Raw genomic sequence first — 16,612 nt, forward strand, 5'->3', positions numbered from 1 at the left:
AGCACGGAGGTCGAAAGGCGCGAACCGATGCGAGGGATCGCAGACGCTCGCGCCATGACCGGTCAGAACCTGTAGCTCGCCTGAACGCGCACCGTGCGGCCCTGACCGGGCGAGATGTTGTTGTTGCCGTCGGCGGACGCCCAATAGCCGCGGTTGAAGATGTTCTCGACCGTGAGCTGCGCGCGCCAGTTGGCATCGATCGTGGCGTAGACGCCGGCATCGAAGCGCACGAAGCTCGGCAGGCGGACCGTATCGTCGGACGACGCAAACGAGTCGCCGAAATAGATGATGCCGAGCGCGGCCGCCCACATCGGCGTGAACTGATATTTGTTCCACCAGGCGAACTGATTGTACGGGACGAGCTGGACGCGGTTGCCGGGCACCACGGTCGCCGACGTTGCGCTCGTGATCTTCGCATCCGTATAGGCATAGCCGAGCGAGGACTGCCACTGCTCGGTGACATAGCCGACGAGGCTCGCCTCGAAGCCGCGCGTCAGCGTGCTGCCGGAGGGCAGGAAGAAGCCGGGATTGTTGCCGTCCGCGATCGGCTGGTTGGTGCGGTTGAGATTGTAGATCGCGGTGGAGAACAACAGCTTCGGATTGATGTTCCACTTCATTCCGACCTCGGTGTTCTCGAACTTCTGCGGCTGGAGGATCAGCGTGCCGTCGTTGAGCGAGGAGAACTGGTCGCCGGAGGCGGGCAAATAGGAGATGCTGTAGGCGGTGTAGACCGACATGGTCTGCATCGGCTTGAGGATCACGGCCGCCTGCGGCGACACCAGATTGTCGGTGCGGTTGCGGTTGATGTTGGTGTTCATGTCCAGCGCCGACATCTCGAAGCGGTCGAACCGTGTGCCCAGGATGAGCTGGAGCGCGCGCGAGAATTCGATGGTGTCGCGCAAGTAGCCGGATTCGACGTTCAACGCATATTTGCTGTTGGAATCCGGCGTCGTGACGCCGTCGCCATTCACGCCGGTGAAATGATGGATGAAGGTCACCGGGCCGAAATAGGTCGGTGCGAACGGGTTCTGCACGATGGTGTTGGTGCCGTTCGGGAAGATGCCGGTGTTGCGGATGTCGACGCCGGTCTGGCGGCCGAACTCGGTGCCGAAGCCAAAGGTGTGCGCGATCGGGCCGGTCCAGCCCTTGTAGGTGAAGTCGGTCTGGTTGAAGACATTGTCGCGGTTGGTGGTGTGCTGATAGGCACCGAGGTTGAACGCGGTGTCGGCCGCATTGACGGCGCCGGCGAGCGGCCCGTTGGCCGGATAGACGTTCTGGTAGAATTTTTGGTAGTCGGCCGCGATGGTGCCGTTGCGCATCGAGAGCCCGTTCTGGAAATCGTGCTCGATGATCGCCATGCCGGTCTGCACCGTCGCCTGCGCCGTGTTGAGGCTGGGGCTGCCGAAGAAGGTCTGGAGATTCCCGTTCGGTGCAAACGGCGTCGTCGGGTTGAAGCGGGTGACCCCGCCGGGAAGGCTCTGCGAGGGATTGCCGCGATCGGCGGTGCGGCCGTCGTGGTAATATTCGTAGGACAGCTTGACCCTGGTGAAGTCGTCAGGCTTCAGCGTGACGGTCGGGTTGATGCCGTAGCGCTCGAGATGGTTGAAGTCGCGGAACGCATCGCTGCCCTCGTAGAACATGTTCAGCCGCGCGGCCACGTTGTCGTTGATGGCCTGCCCTGCATCGAGCGTGACGCGGCGGTCGCCCCATGATCCCGTCTGCGCACTCGCCTCGTAGATGCGCCTGCCGTCGGCCTCCTTGAGGGTGCGGTTGAGCACGCCGCCGCCGGCGCCGCGGCCGAAGGTCAGCGCGCTCGGGCCCTTCAGCACCTCGATGCTCTGGGCGTTGTACAAGTCGCGGAAGTACTGGACGTCATCGCGGAAACCGTTGACGAAGAAGTTCGCGCTGGAATCGACGCCGCGGATGACGAGCTCGTCGCGATTGCCTTCGCCCTGGTGCACAGCGACGCTCGGGACGTAGCGGGTGACGTCGGTCAGGCCCTGGTAGTTCTGGTCGCGGATCTGCTCGTGGGTGATGACGGAGAGCGATTGCGGAATGTTGACGATCGGCGTGTTGCTCTTGGTGGCAACCGAGGTGCTGTTGGCGAAATAGCCGACCGTGCCGGTGCGCGCGTCCTGCGATGGCGTGAACGGCTTCGGCTGGTCAGTCGTCTCCGGCCTCCGCGCGGTCTGGGGCCGGCGGGTCCGTGGGCCGCTCGACCGGCGCGCGGCGGGGGACGGGTTCGAGCGACCTCGCGTTTCCGGTGCGGTGACGGTGACGGGCGGGAGCGTCGCGCCTTGTGCCGGCGCGGATTGTGCGAAGGCTTGCGGGCTCACGAGAAATGCGGCCGAAATCATCAGGGCGGTGAGAATAGCGCCCGCGATGCCTGGCGCCTTGTTATCGAAAATCCGGCCTGCGGACGGCAACACCTCTGCGTTGGCTGCGATATGACTCATCGCGCCCTCCCTCAACTCTGCAAAACTCGCCCGGATTCCCCAAGGATGCGGCTGGACGCGGGGCAAGACGCATCCGTGCACGCGAAGTCACTGCGTGCATGAACACTGAGGGCGTCGAGCAATTCCTGGACATGAGATTTGAATCGTTCGAAACAATTCGAATTCCGGCGATCGGCCGGATGGGGCAGAACCCGTGGCGACTACGGAGTTTTCTCGGTGCCCGCCTATGCTAGCAACGGCCGACCGAGATCATCTTCAACTCGGCCCGGGGGCAAGCGATGACCACCTTCAACCGCATCTTCACGACGGAGCGTCTGCTCCAGATCATCGTGGTGCTGGCGGCGACCGTCGCCATGAAGCTCATGAGCTGAGCGCCTGCGAGTTATCGTCCGCCGAACTCGGGCACGTCGGGCAGATAGTTCGAGCCTTCCGAGCCGAGAAAATCGAACATCGCCTGCGCAGGCGGCAGCAGCACCTTGTCGCTGCGGCGGATCACGTACCATTGCCGCACGATCGGCAAGCCCGCGACGTCGAGCACGATGAGGCGGCCCTCGGCGAGCTCGTGCGCGACCGTGTGGGCCGAGATGAAGGCGATGCCGAGCCCGGCGATCACCGCCTGCTTGATCGTCTCGTTGCTGCTCATCTCCATGCCGATGATCGGCTCGAGATCCGACTTCTGGAACATGCCCTCCATCAGCGTGCGCGTGCCGGAGCCCGGCTCGCGGGTGAGGAAGGTCTCGTGCACGAGGTCGGTCAGGCTGAGGCCCGAATCCTTCTCCAGCCAGTGCCCCTTGCGCGCGACGATGATGTGCGGATTGCGTCCAAGCTGACGCACGTCGACGCTGACATCGGCCGGTGGCCGACCCATCACCGCGAAATCGAGGTCGTAGCCGTGCATGGCTTCGCGAATCTCCTCGCGATTGCCGATGGTGAGCTTGATCTCGATCTTCGGATGCCGCTTCGAGAACGCAGCGATCGCATGCGGCACGAAATATTTCGCGGTCGAGACCGCGCCGAGATGCACGGTGCCGCCGGTGCGCCCGGCGAGCAGGTCGAGTGCGCCCTGGCAGTCCATGATCGCGGCCTCGACGCGTTCGGCGAGCGCCAGCACTTCCCGGCCGGCCTCCGTCAGTAGCATGCCGTCGCCGGTCCGCTGCACCAGCGGCAAGCCGGCAAGGTCCTGGAGCTGCCGCAGCTGCTGGGTCACGGCCGGCTGCGTCAGCCCCAGATGGCCGGAGGCCGCCGTGACGCTGCCCTTGGCCGAGAGCGCCGCGAGCGAGCGCAGCTGCCGGATCGTCAGATGCCGGAGCTGGGCCGCCGCATGGCCGGGGCCATTATAAGAAAATTCTTTGGCGCTCATTATGAATAGAAATTTTCCTTATTAGACCGCCCCTGTCAATCTCCTCGTGCTGGGACTGACCGCACCGACCTCCAGCGGGGAGGGAACCGGATGCGGCGCCAGCAAGGGGATGGACGCAGATGACCGGGCAACTCAGGCTGGACGACCACCTTCAACGGTATTCCGAGACGGCGCCGCATGCGCTTGCCGTGGCGGCCGCAGTCGATGCCATCGCAGCTGCGGCGATCGAGATCGCCGACCTCATCGCGACCGGCGATCTCGCCGACGCCTCCGGCCTGACCACCGGCCGCAACAGCGACGGAGATGTCCAGCGCGACCTCGACGTGCAGGCCGATGCGATCCTGCGCCGCCGCCTTGGCAAGCTCCCGATCGCGGCGCTGGCGTCGGAGGAGATGCGCGAGCCGCAGATCGGTGACCGCGAGGCAAAGATCTGCGTCGCGATCGACCCGCTCGACGGCTCCTCCAACATCGACCTGAACATGACTGTCGGCACGATCTTCTCGATCCTGCCCGCGCCCGACGACGTCTCGCTCGCCTTCCATCAGCGCGGGTCAGCGCAACTCGCCGCCGGGTTCGTCACCTACGGTCCACAGACCTCGCTGGTGCTGACGCTCGGCGACGGCGTCGACATCTTCACGCTCGACCGCAAGGCCAATTGCTTCCGGCTCGCCCGCAGCGCCGTGCAGATCTCCGAGGCCTGCGAGGAGTTCGCGATCAACGCCTCCAACCGCCGGCACTGGGATCCGCCGGTGCGCGCCTTCGTCGACGAATGCCTCGCCGGCGTCGAAGGCCCCGCCAACCATAACTTCAACATGCGCTGGATCGGCTCGCTGGTGGCGGAGGCTTATCGCATCCTCACCCGCGGAGGCGTGTTCCTGTATCCGTCAGACGCGCGTCCCGGCTATGGCGACGGCCGCCTGCGCCTCACTTATGAGGCGCATCCGATGGCCATGATCATCGAGCAGGCCGGCGGCTCGGCCTCGACCGGGCGCGAGCGCATCCTCGATCTGTCGGCGCAAAGCTTGCATCAGCGCGTGCCGCTGATCATGGGCTCGAGCAACGAGGTGCGGCGCGTTGAGGAACTGCATTGCGACCCGCTTTTGGTTGCCAGCGTCGCCGCGCCGCTGTTCGCGCGACGCGGCTTCTTCCGGCTGTAGGAGGGCGTCCCATGTCCAGGAAGCATCCGATCATCTCCATCACCGGCTCCTCCGGCGCCGGCACCACCTCGGTCAAGAAGACCTTCGAGCAGATCTTCTTCCGCGAGAAGGTCAAGGCCGTCTACATCGAGGGTGATGCCTTCCATCGCTACGACCGCGCCGAGATGCGCACGAAGATGGCCACCGAGGCCGAGCGCGGCAACAAGCATTTCAGCCATTTCAGCCCCGAGACCAATCTGTTCGAGGAGCTGGAGCGCGCGTTCCGCGACTATGGCGAGACCGGAACGGCGACGACGCGGCATTACGTGCACGACGCAGAAGAATCCGCGCTGCACGGCGCTGCACCCGGCACCTTCACCGAATGGGAACGGCTGCCGGAGAATTCAGACCTCTTGTTCTACGAGGGCCTGCACGGCGCTGTCGTCACCGACAAAGTCAATGTCGCACGTTATGCCGACCTCAAGATCGGCGTCGTGCCCGTCATCAATCTCGAATGGATCCAGAAGCTGCACCGCGATCGCAGCGCGCGCGGCTATTCGACCGAGGCCGTCACCGACACGATCCTGCGGCGGATGCCCGACTACATCCACTACATCTGCCCGCAATTCACCGAGACCGACATCAACTTCCAGCGTGTGCCGACGGTGGACACCTCCAATCCGTTCATCGCGCGCTGGATCCCGACGCCGGACGAATCGATGGTCGTGATCCGCTTCAAGAATCCGCGCGGCATCGACTTCCCTTATCTGCTCTCGATGCTGCCGCACAGCTGGATGTCCCGCGCGAACTCGATCGTGTGTCCGGGCGCGAAGCTCGATCTTGCGATGCAGCTGATCCTGACGCCGCTGATCATGCAGCTGATCGAGCGCAAGCGCAGCTTGAAGTGAACGAGGAGAGAAACCGATGAACATCTCCGTCCACGCCGAAGCCGACCTCACCGCGGTCACGCACAACGATCTCGCCAACGCCGTCCGCTTCCTTGCGGTCGACGCCATCGAGACCTCGCAGTCCGGCCATCCCGGCCTGCCCATGGGCATGGCCGATGTCGCGACCGTGCTGTTCTCTCGATTCCTCAAGTTCGACTCGGCCCATCCCAACTGGCCGGACCGCGACCGTTTCGTGCTGTCGGCGGGCCATGGTTCGATGCTGCTCTATGCGCTGCTGCATCTCACCGGCGGCGCGGTCAGCCTCGACGACATCAAGGCCTTCCGGCAATGGGGCTCGAAGACGCCGGGCCATCCCGAATATGGCCACACGCCAGGTGTCGAGACCACCACGGGTCCGCTGGGGCAGGGCATTGCGACAGCCGTCGGCATGGCGCTTGCCGAACGCATGGCCAATGCGCGGCATGGCGACGGCCTCGTCGATCACTTCACCTATGTCATCGCCGGCGACGGCTGTCTGATGGAGGGCATCAGCCAGGAGGCGATCTCGCTGGCCGGTCATCTCAAGCTCGGCCGCCTGATCGTGCTGTTCGACGACAACGGCATCTCCATCGATGGGCCGACGTCGCTTGCGACCTCGGACGATCAACTCGCACGCTTCGCCGCCTCCGGCTGGTCGGTGCGCCGCGTCGACGGACACGATCCCGAAGCCGTTGCGCAAGCGATCGCGGAAGAGCGCGAAACCGCAAACCCGTCGCTGATCGCCTGCCGCACCATCATCGGCTATGGCGCGCCTGATAGACAGGGCACCGAGAAGGCGCATGGCGCGCCGCTCGGCACCGAACAGACCGCGGCAGCGCGCCGAACCCTCGGTTGGGACTATCAGCCCTTCGTCGTGCCGATTCCCGTCGCGAAGGCGTGGCGGATGATCGGGCAGCGCGGGCAGGTCGAGCGTCTTGCCTGGCTCGATCGTTATGAAGGCGCAACGCCCGAGCAGCGCGATCTGTTCGTCGAGGGCAAAGCCGTTGCCCTGCCGAACGCCTATGCCCAGGCCTCGGCGAAATTGCGCGAGCGCTTTGCCGGCGAGCGGCCGAAGCTCGCGACGCGGCAGGCCTCGCAACAGGTGCTTGATGCCATCGCTGGAACGATTCCCGGGCTGATCGGAGGCTCTGCCGACCTGACGCATTCGAACCTGACGCACGCCAAGGCCCAAGTCCCCGTCAAGAGCGGCGCATTCGCCGGCGATTACATCCATTACGGCATCCGCGAGCACGGCATGGCGGCTGCGATGAACGGCCTCGCGCTGCATGGTGGGTTCATTCCCTATGGCGGCACCTTCCTCGCCTTCTCCGATTACAGCCGGCCCGCGATCCGCCTTGCGGCCCTGATGCGGCTGCGCGTCATCCATGTCATGACGCACGATTCCATCGGCCTCGGCGAGGACGGACCGACGCATCAGCCGGTCGAGCATCTCGCCGCGCTGCGGGTGATTCCGAACCTTCTGGTGTTCCGTCCGGCCGACGCGGTCGAGACGCTGGAAGCCTGGGACTGCGCACTTGAAGAGGAGGATCGTCCCTCCGTGCTCTGCCTGTCGCGGCAGGCGTTGCCGACCTTCCGTAGCGATGTCCGCGGCAGGAATCGGGTCGCCCGTGGCGCCTATCTCATCGTCTCGCCCGATGGCGGGCGCGACGTCACGCTGATGGCGACCGGCTCGGAAGTGTCGATTGCGTTGGAAGCGGCCCGACTGCTCGCAACCGAGCACGTGCGTGCGGCCGTGGTCTCCGCGCCGTGCTTCGCGTTGTTCGAGGAGCAGCCGGACGATTACCGCGCTGCCGTGCTCGGCACCGCACCGCGCGTCGGCGTCGAGGCAGCAGTCGCCGGCGATTGGCATCGCTGGATCGGCAGTGACGGCGAGTTCGTCGGCATGCGCGGCTTCGGCGCCTCGGCGCCGGCTCCGGTGCTGTACCGCGAATTCGGCATCACGCCGCAAAGCGTTGCCGAAGCCGCCCGCCGGGCGATCGCCCGCGCTCGCAAGCAATAACAGGAGGATCTGTCGTGGCCCGTATCACCCTTCGCCAACTGCTCGATCATGCCGCCAATCACGGCTACGCCGTGCCGGCGTTCAACATCAACAACATGGAGCAGGGCATCGCGATCATGCAGGCGGCGGCCGAGGTCGACGCGCCCGTGATCATCCAGGCCTCGCGCGGTGCGCGCAGCTATGCAGGCGATCTCATGCTGTCGCACATGATCGACGCGCTGGAGCGGACCTATCCGGACATCCCGCTGTGCATGCACCAGGACCACGGCAATGACGAAGCGACCTGCGCCTCCGCGATCGCCCATGGCTTCACCTCTGTCATGATGGACGGCTCGCTCAAGGCCGATGCCAAGACCGCGGCGGATTACGACTACAACGTCGCGATCACGCGCCGCGTCGTCGATCTCGCCCATTGGACGGGCGCCTCGGTCGAAGGCGAGCTCGGCGTGCTTGGCTCGCTCGAGCATGGTGGCGGCGAGCAGGAGGACGGCCACGGTGTCGAGGGCAAGGTCAGCCACGACCAGTTGTTGACGGATCCCGACCAGGCCGTCGACTTTGTCCGCGCCACCAAGGTTGATGCGCTCGCGATCGCGATGGGCACCTCGCACGGCGCCTACAAGTTCAGTCGCAAGCCGGATGGCGACATCCTGGCGATGCGGGTGGTCGAGGAGATTCATCGCCGGCTGCCGAACACGCATCTCGTCATGCACGGCTCCTCCTCGGTGCCGCAGCCGCTCCAGGACATGTTCAACCAGTTCGGCGGCGAGATGCCGCAGACCTGGGGCGTGCCGGTGGAGGAGATCGTCCGCGGCATCAAGAGCGGCGTGCGCAAGGTCAATATCGACACCGACTGTCGTCTGGCCATGACCGCCGTGTTTCGCAAGGTCGCGACGCAGGCGCGCTCCGAGTTCGATCCGCGCAAGTTCCTCAAGCCGGCGATGGATGCGATGCGCGAGCTCTGCCGCGATCGCTTCGAGCAGTTCGGCACCGCTGGCCATGCCAGCAGGATCAAGGTCATTCCCTTGAGCGAGATGGCGCGGCGCTACCGCGCCGGCGAGCTCGATCCGCGCATCGGCGCCCGCGAGCCGGTCGCAGCCTAATCATTCAGAGAGAGAAGAGCAGGAGAGAGCCATGAACGCACACGCAGGAACCGTCCGGGGCAAGGAAAGATATCGCTCGGGCGTGATGGAATACAAGCGCATGGGCTATTGGGAGCCCGACTATATGCCGAGGGAGACCGACGTCATCGCGCTGTTCCGCGTGACGCCGCAAGAGGGCGTCGACCCGATCGAGGCATCCGCCGCTGTCGCCGGCGAATCCTCAACAGCGACCTGGACGGTGGTGTGGACGGATCGCCTGACCGCTGCGGAGAAATACCGCGCGAAGTGCTACCGCGTCGATCCGGTGCCGGGCACTCCGGGCTCCTATTTCGCCTACATTGCCTATGACCTCGACCTGTTCGAGCCCGGCTCGATAGCCAATCTGTCGGCCTCGATCATCGGCAACGTGTTCGGCTTCAAGCCACTCAAGGCGCTCCGTCTGGAGGACATTCGCTTCCCGGTCGCCTATGTGAAGACGTTCCAGGGACCGGCGACCGGCGTCGTGGTCGAGCGCGAGCGGCTCGACAAGTTCGGCCGGCCGCTGCTGGGCGCGACGGTGAAGCCGAAGCTCGGGCTTTCGGGGCGCAACTACGGCCGCGTCGTCTACGAGGCGCTGAAGGGCGGGCTCGACTTCACCAAGGACGACGAGAACATCAACTCGCAGCCGTTCATGCACTGGCGCGATCGCTTCCTCTATTGCATGGAGGCGGTGAACCGGGCGCAGGCGGCCACGGGCGAGGTGAAGGGCACCTATCTCAACGTCACCGCGGCGACCATGGAGGACATGTACGAGCGCGCGGAATTCGCCAAGGAGCTCGGTTCGGTGATCGTCATGATCGACCTCGTGATCGGCTACACCGCGATCCAGTCCATGGCGAAATGGGCACGCCGCAACGACATGATCCTGCATCTGCATCGCGCCGGTCACTCGACCTATACGCGGCAGAAGAGCCATGGTGTGTCGTTCCGCGTCATCGCCAAATGGATGCGACTCGCCGGCGTCGATCACATCCATGCCGGCACCGTGGTCGGCAAGCTCGAAGGCGATCCCAACACCACGCGCGGCTATTACGACGTCTGCCGCGAGGACTTCAACCCGATGAAGCTCGAGCATGGCCTGTTCTTCGACCAGTCGTGGGCGAGCCTCAACAAGATGATGCCGGTGGCCTCAGGCGGCATCCATGCCGGGCAGATGCATCAGCTGCTCGATCTCCTCGGCGAGGACGTCGTGCTGCAATTCGGCGGCGGCACCATCGGCCATCCCATGGGCATCGCCGCCGGCGCGATTGCCAACCGCGTGGCGCTGGAGGCGATGATCCTCGCCCGTAACGAGGGGCGCGACTACGTCCATGAAGGCCCGGAGATCCTGGCGAAGGCGGCGCAGACCTGCACGCCGCTGAAGTCCGCGCTCGAGGTCTGGAAGGACGTCACCTTCAATTATCAATCCACCGACACGCCGGACTTCGTGCCGACGGCGCTGGAAACCGTCTGAGGAGATTTGACATGAAACTGACCCAGGGCTGCTTCTCGTTCCTGCCTGATCTCACCGACGACCAGATCTACAAGCAGGTGCAGTATTGCCTCACGAACGGCTGGGCGGTGAACATCGAGTTCACCGACGATCCGCACCCCCGCAGCACCTATTGGGAGATGTGGGGCCTGCCGATGTTCGATCTCCAGGACGCAGCCGGCGTGATGATGGAGCTCGCCGAATGCCGCCGGGTGTATGGCGACCGCTACATCCGCATCAGCGGTTTCGACTCGAGCCACGGTTGGGAGTCGGTGCGGATCTCGTTCATCGTCAATCGGCCGCCGAAAGAGGCGGAGTTCGAGCTGGTGCGGCAGGAGGTGGGCGGACGCGCCATCCGCTACACCACCGTGCGAAAGCTCGCCGCGCACGCTTCTCAATAACCATTCTCGTTCCGCGCGGAGCACTCCCTGTTCCGTTTCCTTGGCGGACCACTGCTTCGCCGCATCCCCCCCCCCGCGGCGAAGCTCTTTTCTTCGAGGGTAGCTATGCTGGATGTCCCCCACGCCACGACGACCGAGCCCGGTGAGACGAGTTTCGATCTTCGCAAGGAAGCGGAAGCCGCCGGGATCACCGACACGCTGCAACAGCTCGAGCAGGAGTTGATCGGGCTCAAGCCGGTGAAGAACCGTGTGCGCCAGATCGCCTCGCTGCTGCTGATCGAGCGCATCCGGCAGCGCGCGGGCCTCGCCGCCGCGCCGCCGACGCTGCACATGTCGTTCACCGGCAATCCCGGCACCGGCAAGACCACGGTGGCGCTGCGTATGGCGAAGATTCTGCACGGGCTCGGCTTCGTGCGGCGCGGGCAGGTGATCTCGGTGACGCGCGACGATCTCGTCGGCCAATATATCGGCCACACCGCGCCGAAGACCAAGGAGATCCTGAAGAAAGCGATGGGCGGCGTGCTCTTCATCGACGAGGCCTATTACCTGCACCGGCCCGACAACGAGCGCGACTACGGCCAGGAGGCGATCGAGATCCTGCTCCAGGTGATGGAGAACCAGCGCGAGGATCTCGTCGTGATCCTCGCCGGCTATGGCGAGCGGATGACGAGCTTTTTCGCCTCCAATCCCGGCTTCCGTTCGCGCATCGCTCACCACATCGAATTCCCTGATTATGCCGAATCCGAGCTGCTCGTTATCGCCGAGCTGATGCTGAAGGAGCGCGGCTATCGCTTCTCGGCGGCCGCACGGGAAGCATTCGAGAAATACATTGCGCTGCGCCGGACCCAGCCGTTCTTCTCCAATGCGCGATCGATCCGCAATGCGGTGGACCGCATTCGCTTGCGGCAGGCCGATCGCCTGGTGTCCGATCTCGATCGCATGCTTGATGTCGCCGATCTCGAAACCATCGATCCCATGGATGTTCTTGCAAGCCGCGTGTTCACTGGTGGAGCAGATGCGCGGAGTGCGAAGCCATGAGCAGGGAGATCATCATCGCCCCCTCGATCCTTGCGGCGGATTTCGCCCGCCTCGGCGAGGAGATCGCGGCGATTGACGCAGCCGGTGCCGATTGGATCCATTGCGATGTGATGGACGGACATTTCGTGCCGAACATCAGCTTTGGCGCCGACGTCATCAAGGCGATCCGGCCGGTGACGTCGAAGATCTTCGACGTTCATCTGATGATCGCGCCTGTTGATCCGTACCTTGAGGCGTTCGCCAAGGCCGGTGCTGACGTCATCACCGTCCATGCCGAGGCAGGTCCGCATCTCGACCGCTCGCTCCAGGCAATCCGCGCGCTCGGCAAGAAGGCGGGCGTCAGCCTGTGCCCGGCGACGCCAGAGAGTGCGATCGAATATGTGCTGGATCGTCTCGACCTTGTGCTGGTGATGACGGTCAATCCTGGTTTCGGCGGCCAATCCTTTCTCGAATCCCAGATCGGGAAGATCAGGCGTATTCGCAGCATGATCGGCGACCGGCCGATCCGGCTCGAGGTCGATGGCGGCGTCACGCGCGACAATGCTGCTGCCGTCGCCGCCGCGGGCGCCGATACGCTGGTCGCGGGTTCGGCGGTGTTCCGCGGCAAGAGCCGCGCCGATTATGCCGCCAACATTTCGGCCATTCGCGCCGCTGCGGAAGCCGGTGGGGTTCCGAAGTTGCAGGATATTTCCGCGCAGCCGATGCGCGCCGGAGAGGGCGCGCTCATTCGGTAGACTACGGACGGGACGCGCGGCGATGTTGCTGTGGTCCCCTTTGTGCGAAGGCATGCCACTTTTCTCCGGGGTTCTACGGAGGATGCCGCACAAACTGATCGGTTCTTTTCAGGCCGGGGTAACCAACGCGGCCGGGGCGCGAGTTCGATTAACGCCCGCGCAATGTTAAGCGCCTCAATCTGCGGTTTAGGAACGCTATGAGAGCGCGGGGATGCGGAACGCAGATATTTGCGGGCATGAGGCCTGCACGCGGCGCGGAGCGATGGCATGATGCACCGCTTGTTCGCCGAGCAGCTCCGCTGCGCCACCGATGCTGCCGGACAGGTCGATCTCGTCAAGCTGGGCGAGCTCGTCAGCGCGGCTTACGAGGCCAGTGATCGCGGCCGCCAGAGAATGACGGATGTGCGCGGGCACACCCATGACGAGGTCGAGCAGGATCTGCTGCGGACCCAGGAATTCCTCGACACCATCGTCGAGAACATCCCGATCGCCGTGTTCGCGAAGTGCGCAAAGGATTCGCGCTACATCCTGCTCAACCGCGCCGGCGAGAATTATTACGGCGTGCCGCGCGAGCAGATGCTGGGCAGGACTCCCGAGGAGATCTTCCCGGCCGACGTCGCCCGCATGGTCAACGAGCAGGACCGGCGGGTGGTCGCCAGCGGCATGCCGATGTTCCTGGAGGAGCACCTGCTCGAAGTCGGCGTCAAGGGCCACGACCGCGTCGTGAATTCGCGCAAGATGCTGATCACGGACGGCGCGGGTGAGCCGCAATATCTGGTCGGCGTGATCGAGGACGTCACCGAGCGGGTCAACACGCAGCAACGCATCAGCCATCTCGCACATCACGACGTGCTGACCGATCTGCCCAACCGCAGCGCATTCAACGTTGCGCTGGCGGAGCGGCTGGAACGGGCGCAGGACGCTTCGACCAGCTTTGCGGTGCTGAGCCTCGATCTCGACCGCTTCAAGGAAGTCAACGACGTGTTCGGCCACCCCGTTGGCGACATGCTGATGCGGGCGGCGGCGGACCGTCTTGCGGCGGAGGCCGACGGCGCCTTCATCGCCCGCGTCGGCGGCGACGAGTTCATGATCCTGCTGCCGGACGATGCGTGCCGGGACGCGGTGCTGGCGCTCGCCGAACGTCTGGTCGAGGCGATCGGCACCGAGCTCGAGGTCGACGATTATCTCTCCCATGTCGGGCTCAGCGTCGGCATCGCGGTCTACCCCGATGACGGCGTGGATGCGGCGACGCTGCTCGCCAACGCCGATTCCGCGCTCTATCGCGCCAAGCGCGAGGGCAGGGCCCGGGTCCGCTTCTTCGAATCCGAGATGGACCAGGAGCTGCGCGACCGCAGGCTGTTGCAGCACGATCTGCGCCAGGCGCTGGAGCAGAACCAGCTCCTCGTCCACTTCCAGCCGCAGGCCCGGATGGACGGCGAGGTCGTCGGCTTCGAGGCGCTGCTGCGCTGGAACCACCCGACGCGCGGCTTCGTGGCGCCAGACCAGTTCATTCCGCTCGCCGAGGAGAACGGGCTGATCATCCAGATCGGCGAATGGGTCCTGCGCGAAGCGTGCCGCGAGGCGGTGTCGTGGCCGCGGCCGCTGCCGGTCGCAGTCAATCTGTCGCCGGTCCAGTTTCAGGCTGGCGACCTCGAACGCTCTATCCACCAGATCCTGCTGGAGACGGGGCTCGCGCCAACGCGGCTCGAGGTCGAGATCACCGAGGGTGTGCTGATCGGCGATTTCACCCGCGCGCTGAATCTGCTGCGGCGTTTGAAGGCGCTCGGCATCCGCATCGCCATGGACGATTTCGGCACCGGCTATTCCTCGTTGTCCTATCTCCAGTCGTTTCCGTTCGACAAGATCAAGATCGACCGCAGCTTCATCTCCAATCTCGAGGCGAGTCCGCAATCGGCCGAGATCGTCCGCGCGGTCCTCAGCCTTGCGCGCGCCCTGAACATTCCTGTCGTCGCCGAAGGGGTGGAGACGGAAGCACAGCGTGCCTTCCTGGCGGGGGAAGCTTGCGACGAGATGCAGGGCTACCTCATCGGCCGGCCCGAACCGATCGAACGGTATCTCGATCTGATCGGCATCACCGTCGAGCGCCGCCGCTACGCCTGAGGCCTTGCGAGTTCCCCCGGTTCTGCGCCAGGAACCAATCTTCGCTTGCGGGTTTCTGAAAAGTTAACTTTGATGGGGCCGGCCGTGCGCGCAGCAAATCTGTTGCACGGCCGCCATCGGCCTGACGCAAATCAAGGCAATAAGCCCAGTGAATGCGAGGGAGGGTCTCATGGAGAACGTACGTCGCTACCGGGCACTGGCGTCCCTCTGTCGTCAGCAGGCGGCCTACCGTCCGCTCCAGACCTGGGAACTCCTCGGCCAGGCCGAGCATTTCGAACATCTCGCCGAGACCGAGCTGAAGGCGCATTTCGACGCCTGCAATGCACAACGCGACGAGGATGCCGCCGCGGCCGCAGCGTGGGAGACTCACGTCGCGGCGTGAAGGCAGCCGGCCGGCGAGCGGTCAGAGTAGACCGCGGCTCTCGGCACTCTCGAGTTCGTCCATGAGCGCCTTGTTCTCGTAGCGCGCGAGCGAGAGGACGCCGGCAAAGGCGGGCGTCGGCGCGCCGACCACGGCGCGCGCGCAGAGATCGCCGGCGGCGCAGGCTGACATCGTTCCATAGCCCGACAATGCGGCCGTGAGGAATACACCTGCAGTCTTGGCCGCGCCGATTAGCGGCCAGTTTTCTTTCGTCATCGGATAGAAGCCGCCGTAATGCACGCGGTCGCGGGGCAGGGCGCCGAGATATTGGCCGAGCGCGGGCTGGAGCCTGCTTGCGGCGCGAAGCACAATCTCCGGGAAGTAAGGATTGAGCTCCGGCTCGCGCGTGGGCTCTGATGGCTCCGAGTTGAAGGCCCAGCCAAGCTTGATCCATTGGCCGTGGTCGCCGCCGTCGGGGCGGCAGTGAATGCTGCCCGGCATCGGCTCCAGCAACCGGGCGAGGTCCGGGTCGGCCGCCAGCGCCTCACGTTCCTCCGGCGACCAGTCCAGCGTCTGGCCGTCGAGGTCGATTGCAAAGGGCATCTTGCGATCGACCGCGCGATGGCGGTCGACGAAGGCGATCTTCTGCTGAAGCACGTTGTGCATCGGCAGCTTTTCGCCGTGCATCGCGGAAATGTGCGCCGCAAACGGGCCTGCCGCATTGACGATGATATCGGCCTTGAGGGTCTGGCGCTCGCCGTCGGCGACGACGTCGACCTGAAACCGGTCGGCCTTGGCGATGCCCACCACGCGCGCCTGCTGAAATTGGACGCCCAACGGTCGCATCGTCTCCAGCATGTACTGGCCGAGCTGCTGGCCGCTGATGTCGCCGGCCCGGCGGATGTGAAGCGCGGTCGCGACCTCCTTGTCGAAGGCGGGATAATAGCGCTGGATCAGGTCGCAGCCGCGCAGCACGTCGACGCCGTCGGGTGCGGTCTGCCAGTCCGCCGAGAGCGGCGGCGAATAGGTCTGACTGGTGCCCTCATGCTGGCGGATCAGTTTCGAGGCCGCGGCGCCGTAGCCGGCATGCAACTGACGGAGCAGCTCGTCCGGACTGTCGTCGCGGGTCACGAGGAGGTAGCCGCGCCGCGTCATGTGGATGCGATTATCCGTGCGGCGCGCGATGTCCTCCATCAGGTCCGTGCTGTGGTCGGTAAACGCGGCCATGGTCGGATGCGGCCACCAGTTGCGATAGTTCTCGCCTGACTGCGCCGACGTCAGCGCCATCGGCTGGCCTTCATCGACGATCAGGAGGCGCGAGCGCTTGTGCTCGACGGCGAGGTAGTAAGCGGTGGCAAGGCCCGCCATGCCGGCGCCAATGACCAGGATTTCGACGTCGTTCGTCTTCAAGCGTACTCTCCGTTGGCTCGCGGGACAGATGATCCCCCG

Annotated in this window: 13 protein-coding genes; 10 read left to right on the top strand and 3 right to left on the bottom strand. The window is 64.9% G+C overall.

Annotated features, from left to right (window positions below):
• Positions 1–62: 62 nt before the first annotated feature.
• Entirely contained in the window at positions 63–2,456 is a 2,394-nt protein-coding gene (locus tag WN72_RS12870) for a TonB-dependent siderophore receptor (RefSeq protein ID WP_092218043.1), read from the bottom strand.
• Between the two features lie 382 nt (positions 2,457–2,838).
• Positions 2,839–3,816, bottom strand: coding sequence for a LysR family transcriptional regulator (locus WN72_RS12875; RefSeq protein WP_027558224.1), 978 nt, complete (start codon positions 3,814–3,816; stop codon positions 2,839–2,841).
• 119 nt (positions 3,817–3,935) lie between these two features.
• On the opposite strand from WN72_RS12875, the gene WN72_RS12880 reads away from it, so the two are divergent.
• The 10 genes from WN72_RS12880 to WN72_RS12925 all read left to right on the top strand — a co-directional run bounded on the left by WN72_RS12880 (position 3,936) and on the right by WN72_RS12925 (position 15,184).
• Positions 3,936–4,973 (top strand): class 1 fructose-bisphosphatase, encoded by a 1,038-nt coding sequence (locus WN72_RS12880; RefSeq protein ID WP_092218044.1) that lies wholly within the window; start codon positions 3,936–3,938, stop codon positions 4,971–4,973.
• An 11-nt stretch (positions 4,974–4,984) separates the two neighbouring features.
• Positions 4,985–5,860 (top strand): phosphoribulokinase, encoded by an 876-nt coding sequence (locus WN72_RS12885; protein WP_092218045.1) that lies wholly within the window; start codon positions 4,985–4,987, stop codon positions 5,858–5,860.
• A gap of 16 nt (positions 5,861–5,876) precedes the next feature.
• Positions 5,877–7,898, top strand: a complete 2,022-nt coding sequence (gene tkt, locus WN72_RS12890) for a transketolase (RefSeq protein ID WP_092218046.1) — start codon at positions 5,877–5,879, stop codon at positions 7,896–7,898.
• A gap of 14 nt (positions 7,899–7,912) precedes the next feature.
• Positions 7,913–8,998 (top strand): class II fructose-bisphosphate aldolase, encoded by a 1,086-nt coding sequence (fba, locus tag WN72_RS12895; RefSeq protein WP_027558228.1) that lies wholly within the window; start codon positions 7,913–7,915, stop codon positions 8,996–8,998.
• 31 nt (positions 8,999–9,029) lie between these two features.
• Positions 9,030–10,490, top strand: coding sequence for a form I ribulose bisphosphate carboxylase large subunit (locus tag WN72_RS12900; protein ID WP_027558229.1), 1,461 nt, complete (start codon positions 9,030–9,032; stop codon positions 10,488–10,490).
• A gap of 11 nt (positions 10,491–10,501) precedes the next feature.
• Positions 10,502–10,909 carry a ribulose bisphosphate carboxylase small subunit gene (locus WN72_RS12905; RefSeq protein ID WP_027558230.1) on the top strand — a complete coding sequence of 136 codons (408 nt, stop codon included), beginning with the start codon at positions 10,502–10,504 and terminating at the stop codon, positions 10,907–10,909.
• A gap of 105 nt (positions 10,910–11,014) precedes the next feature.
• Positions 11,015–11,947 carry a CbbX protein gene (gene cbbX / locus WN72_RS12910; RefSeq protein ID WP_092218047.1) on the top strand — a complete coding sequence of 311 codons (933 nt, stop codon included), beginning with the start codon at positions 11,015–11,017 and terminating at the stop codon, positions 11,945–11,947.
• Entirely contained in the window at positions 11,944–12,681 is a 738-nt protein-coding gene (gene rpe, locus WN72_RS12915) for a ribulose-phosphate 3-epimerase (protein WP_092218048.1), read from the top strand. Before cbbX ends, rpe begins: the two co-directional genes overlap by 4 nt.
• Positions 12,682–12,948: 267 nt before the next feature.
• Positions 12,949–14,802, top strand: a complete 1,854-nt coding sequence (locus WN72_RS12920) for a putative bifunctional diguanylate cyclase/phosphodiesterase (protein WP_092218049.1) — start codon at positions 12,949–12,951, stop codon at positions 14,800–14,802.
• A 169-nt stretch (positions 14,803–14,971) separates the two neighbouring features.
• On the top strand, positions 14,972–15,184 hold the full coding sequence (locus WN72_RS12925) for a hypothetical protein (RefSeq protein WP_027558234.1): 213 nt from the start codon (positions 14,972–14,974) through the stop codon (positions 15,182–15,184).
• A gap of 21 nt (positions 15,185–15,205) precedes the next feature.
• On the opposite strand, the gene WN72_RS12930 is transcribed toward WN72_RS12925, so the two are convergent.
• Positions 15,206–16,573 carry an NAD(P)/FAD-dependent oxidoreductase gene (locus WN72_RS12930; RefSeq protein WP_092218050.1) on the bottom strand — a complete coding sequence of 456 codons (1,368 nt, stop codon included), beginning with the start codon at positions 16,571–16,573 and terminating at the stop codon, positions 15,206–15,208.
• Positions 16,574–16,612: the final 39 nt, after the last annotated feature.

This window comes from Bradyrhizobium arachidis, from assembly GCF_015291705.1.
Lineage (GTDB): Bacteria > Pseudomonadota > Alphaproteobacteria > Rhizobiales > Xanthobacteraceae > Bradyrhizobium > Bradyrhizobium arachidis.

What these genes read in the sequence shown, in the direction of transcription:
- WN72_RS12870 (WP_092218043.1), bottom strand. Translation starts at nt 2,456, where the DNA reads ATGAGTCATATCGCAGCCAACGCAGAGGTGTTGCCGTCCGCAGGCCGG.
- WN72_RS12875 (WP_027558224.1), bottom strand. Translation starts at nt 3,816, where the DNA reads ATGAGCGCCAAAGAATTTTCTTATAATGGCCCCGGCCATGCGGCGGCC.
- WN72_RS12880 (WP_092218044.1), top strand. Translation starts at nt 3,936, where the DNA reads ATGACCGGGCAACTCAGGCTGGACGACCACCTTCAACGGTATTCCGAG.
- WN72_RS12885 (WP_092218045.1), top strand. Translation starts at nt 4,985, where the DNA reads ATGTCCAGGAAGCATCCGATCATCTCCATCACCGGCTCCTCCGGCGCC.
- tkt (WP_092218046.1), top strand. Translation starts at nt 5,877, where the DNA reads ATGAACATCTCCGTCCACGCCGAAGCCGACCTCACCGCGGTCACGCAC.
- WN72_RS12900 (WP_027558229.1), top strand. Translation starts at nt 9,030, where the DNA reads ATGAACGCACACGCAGGAACCGTCCGGGGCAAGGAAAGATATCGCTCG.
- WN72_RS12905 (WP_027558230.1), top strand. Translation starts at nt 10,502, where the DNA reads ATGAAACTGACCCAGGGCTGCTTCTCGTTCCTGCCTGATCTCACCGAC.
- cbbX (WP_092218047.1), top strand. Translation starts at nt 11,015, where the DNA reads ATGCTGGATGTCCCCCACGCCACGACGACCGAGCCCGGTGAGACGAGT.
- rpe (WP_092218048.1), top strand. Translation starts at nt 11,944, where the DNA reads ATGAGCAGGGAGATCATCATCGCCCCCTCGATCCTTGCGGCGGATTTC.
- WN72_RS12920 (WP_092218049.1), top strand. Translation starts at nt 12,949, where the DNA reads ATGATGCACCGCTTGTTCGCCGAGCAGCTCCGCTGCGCCACCGATGCT.
- WN72_RS12925 (WP_027558234.1), top strand. Translation starts at nt 14,972, where the DNA reads ATGGAGAACGTACGTCGCTACCGGGCACTGGCGTCCCTCTGTCGTCAG.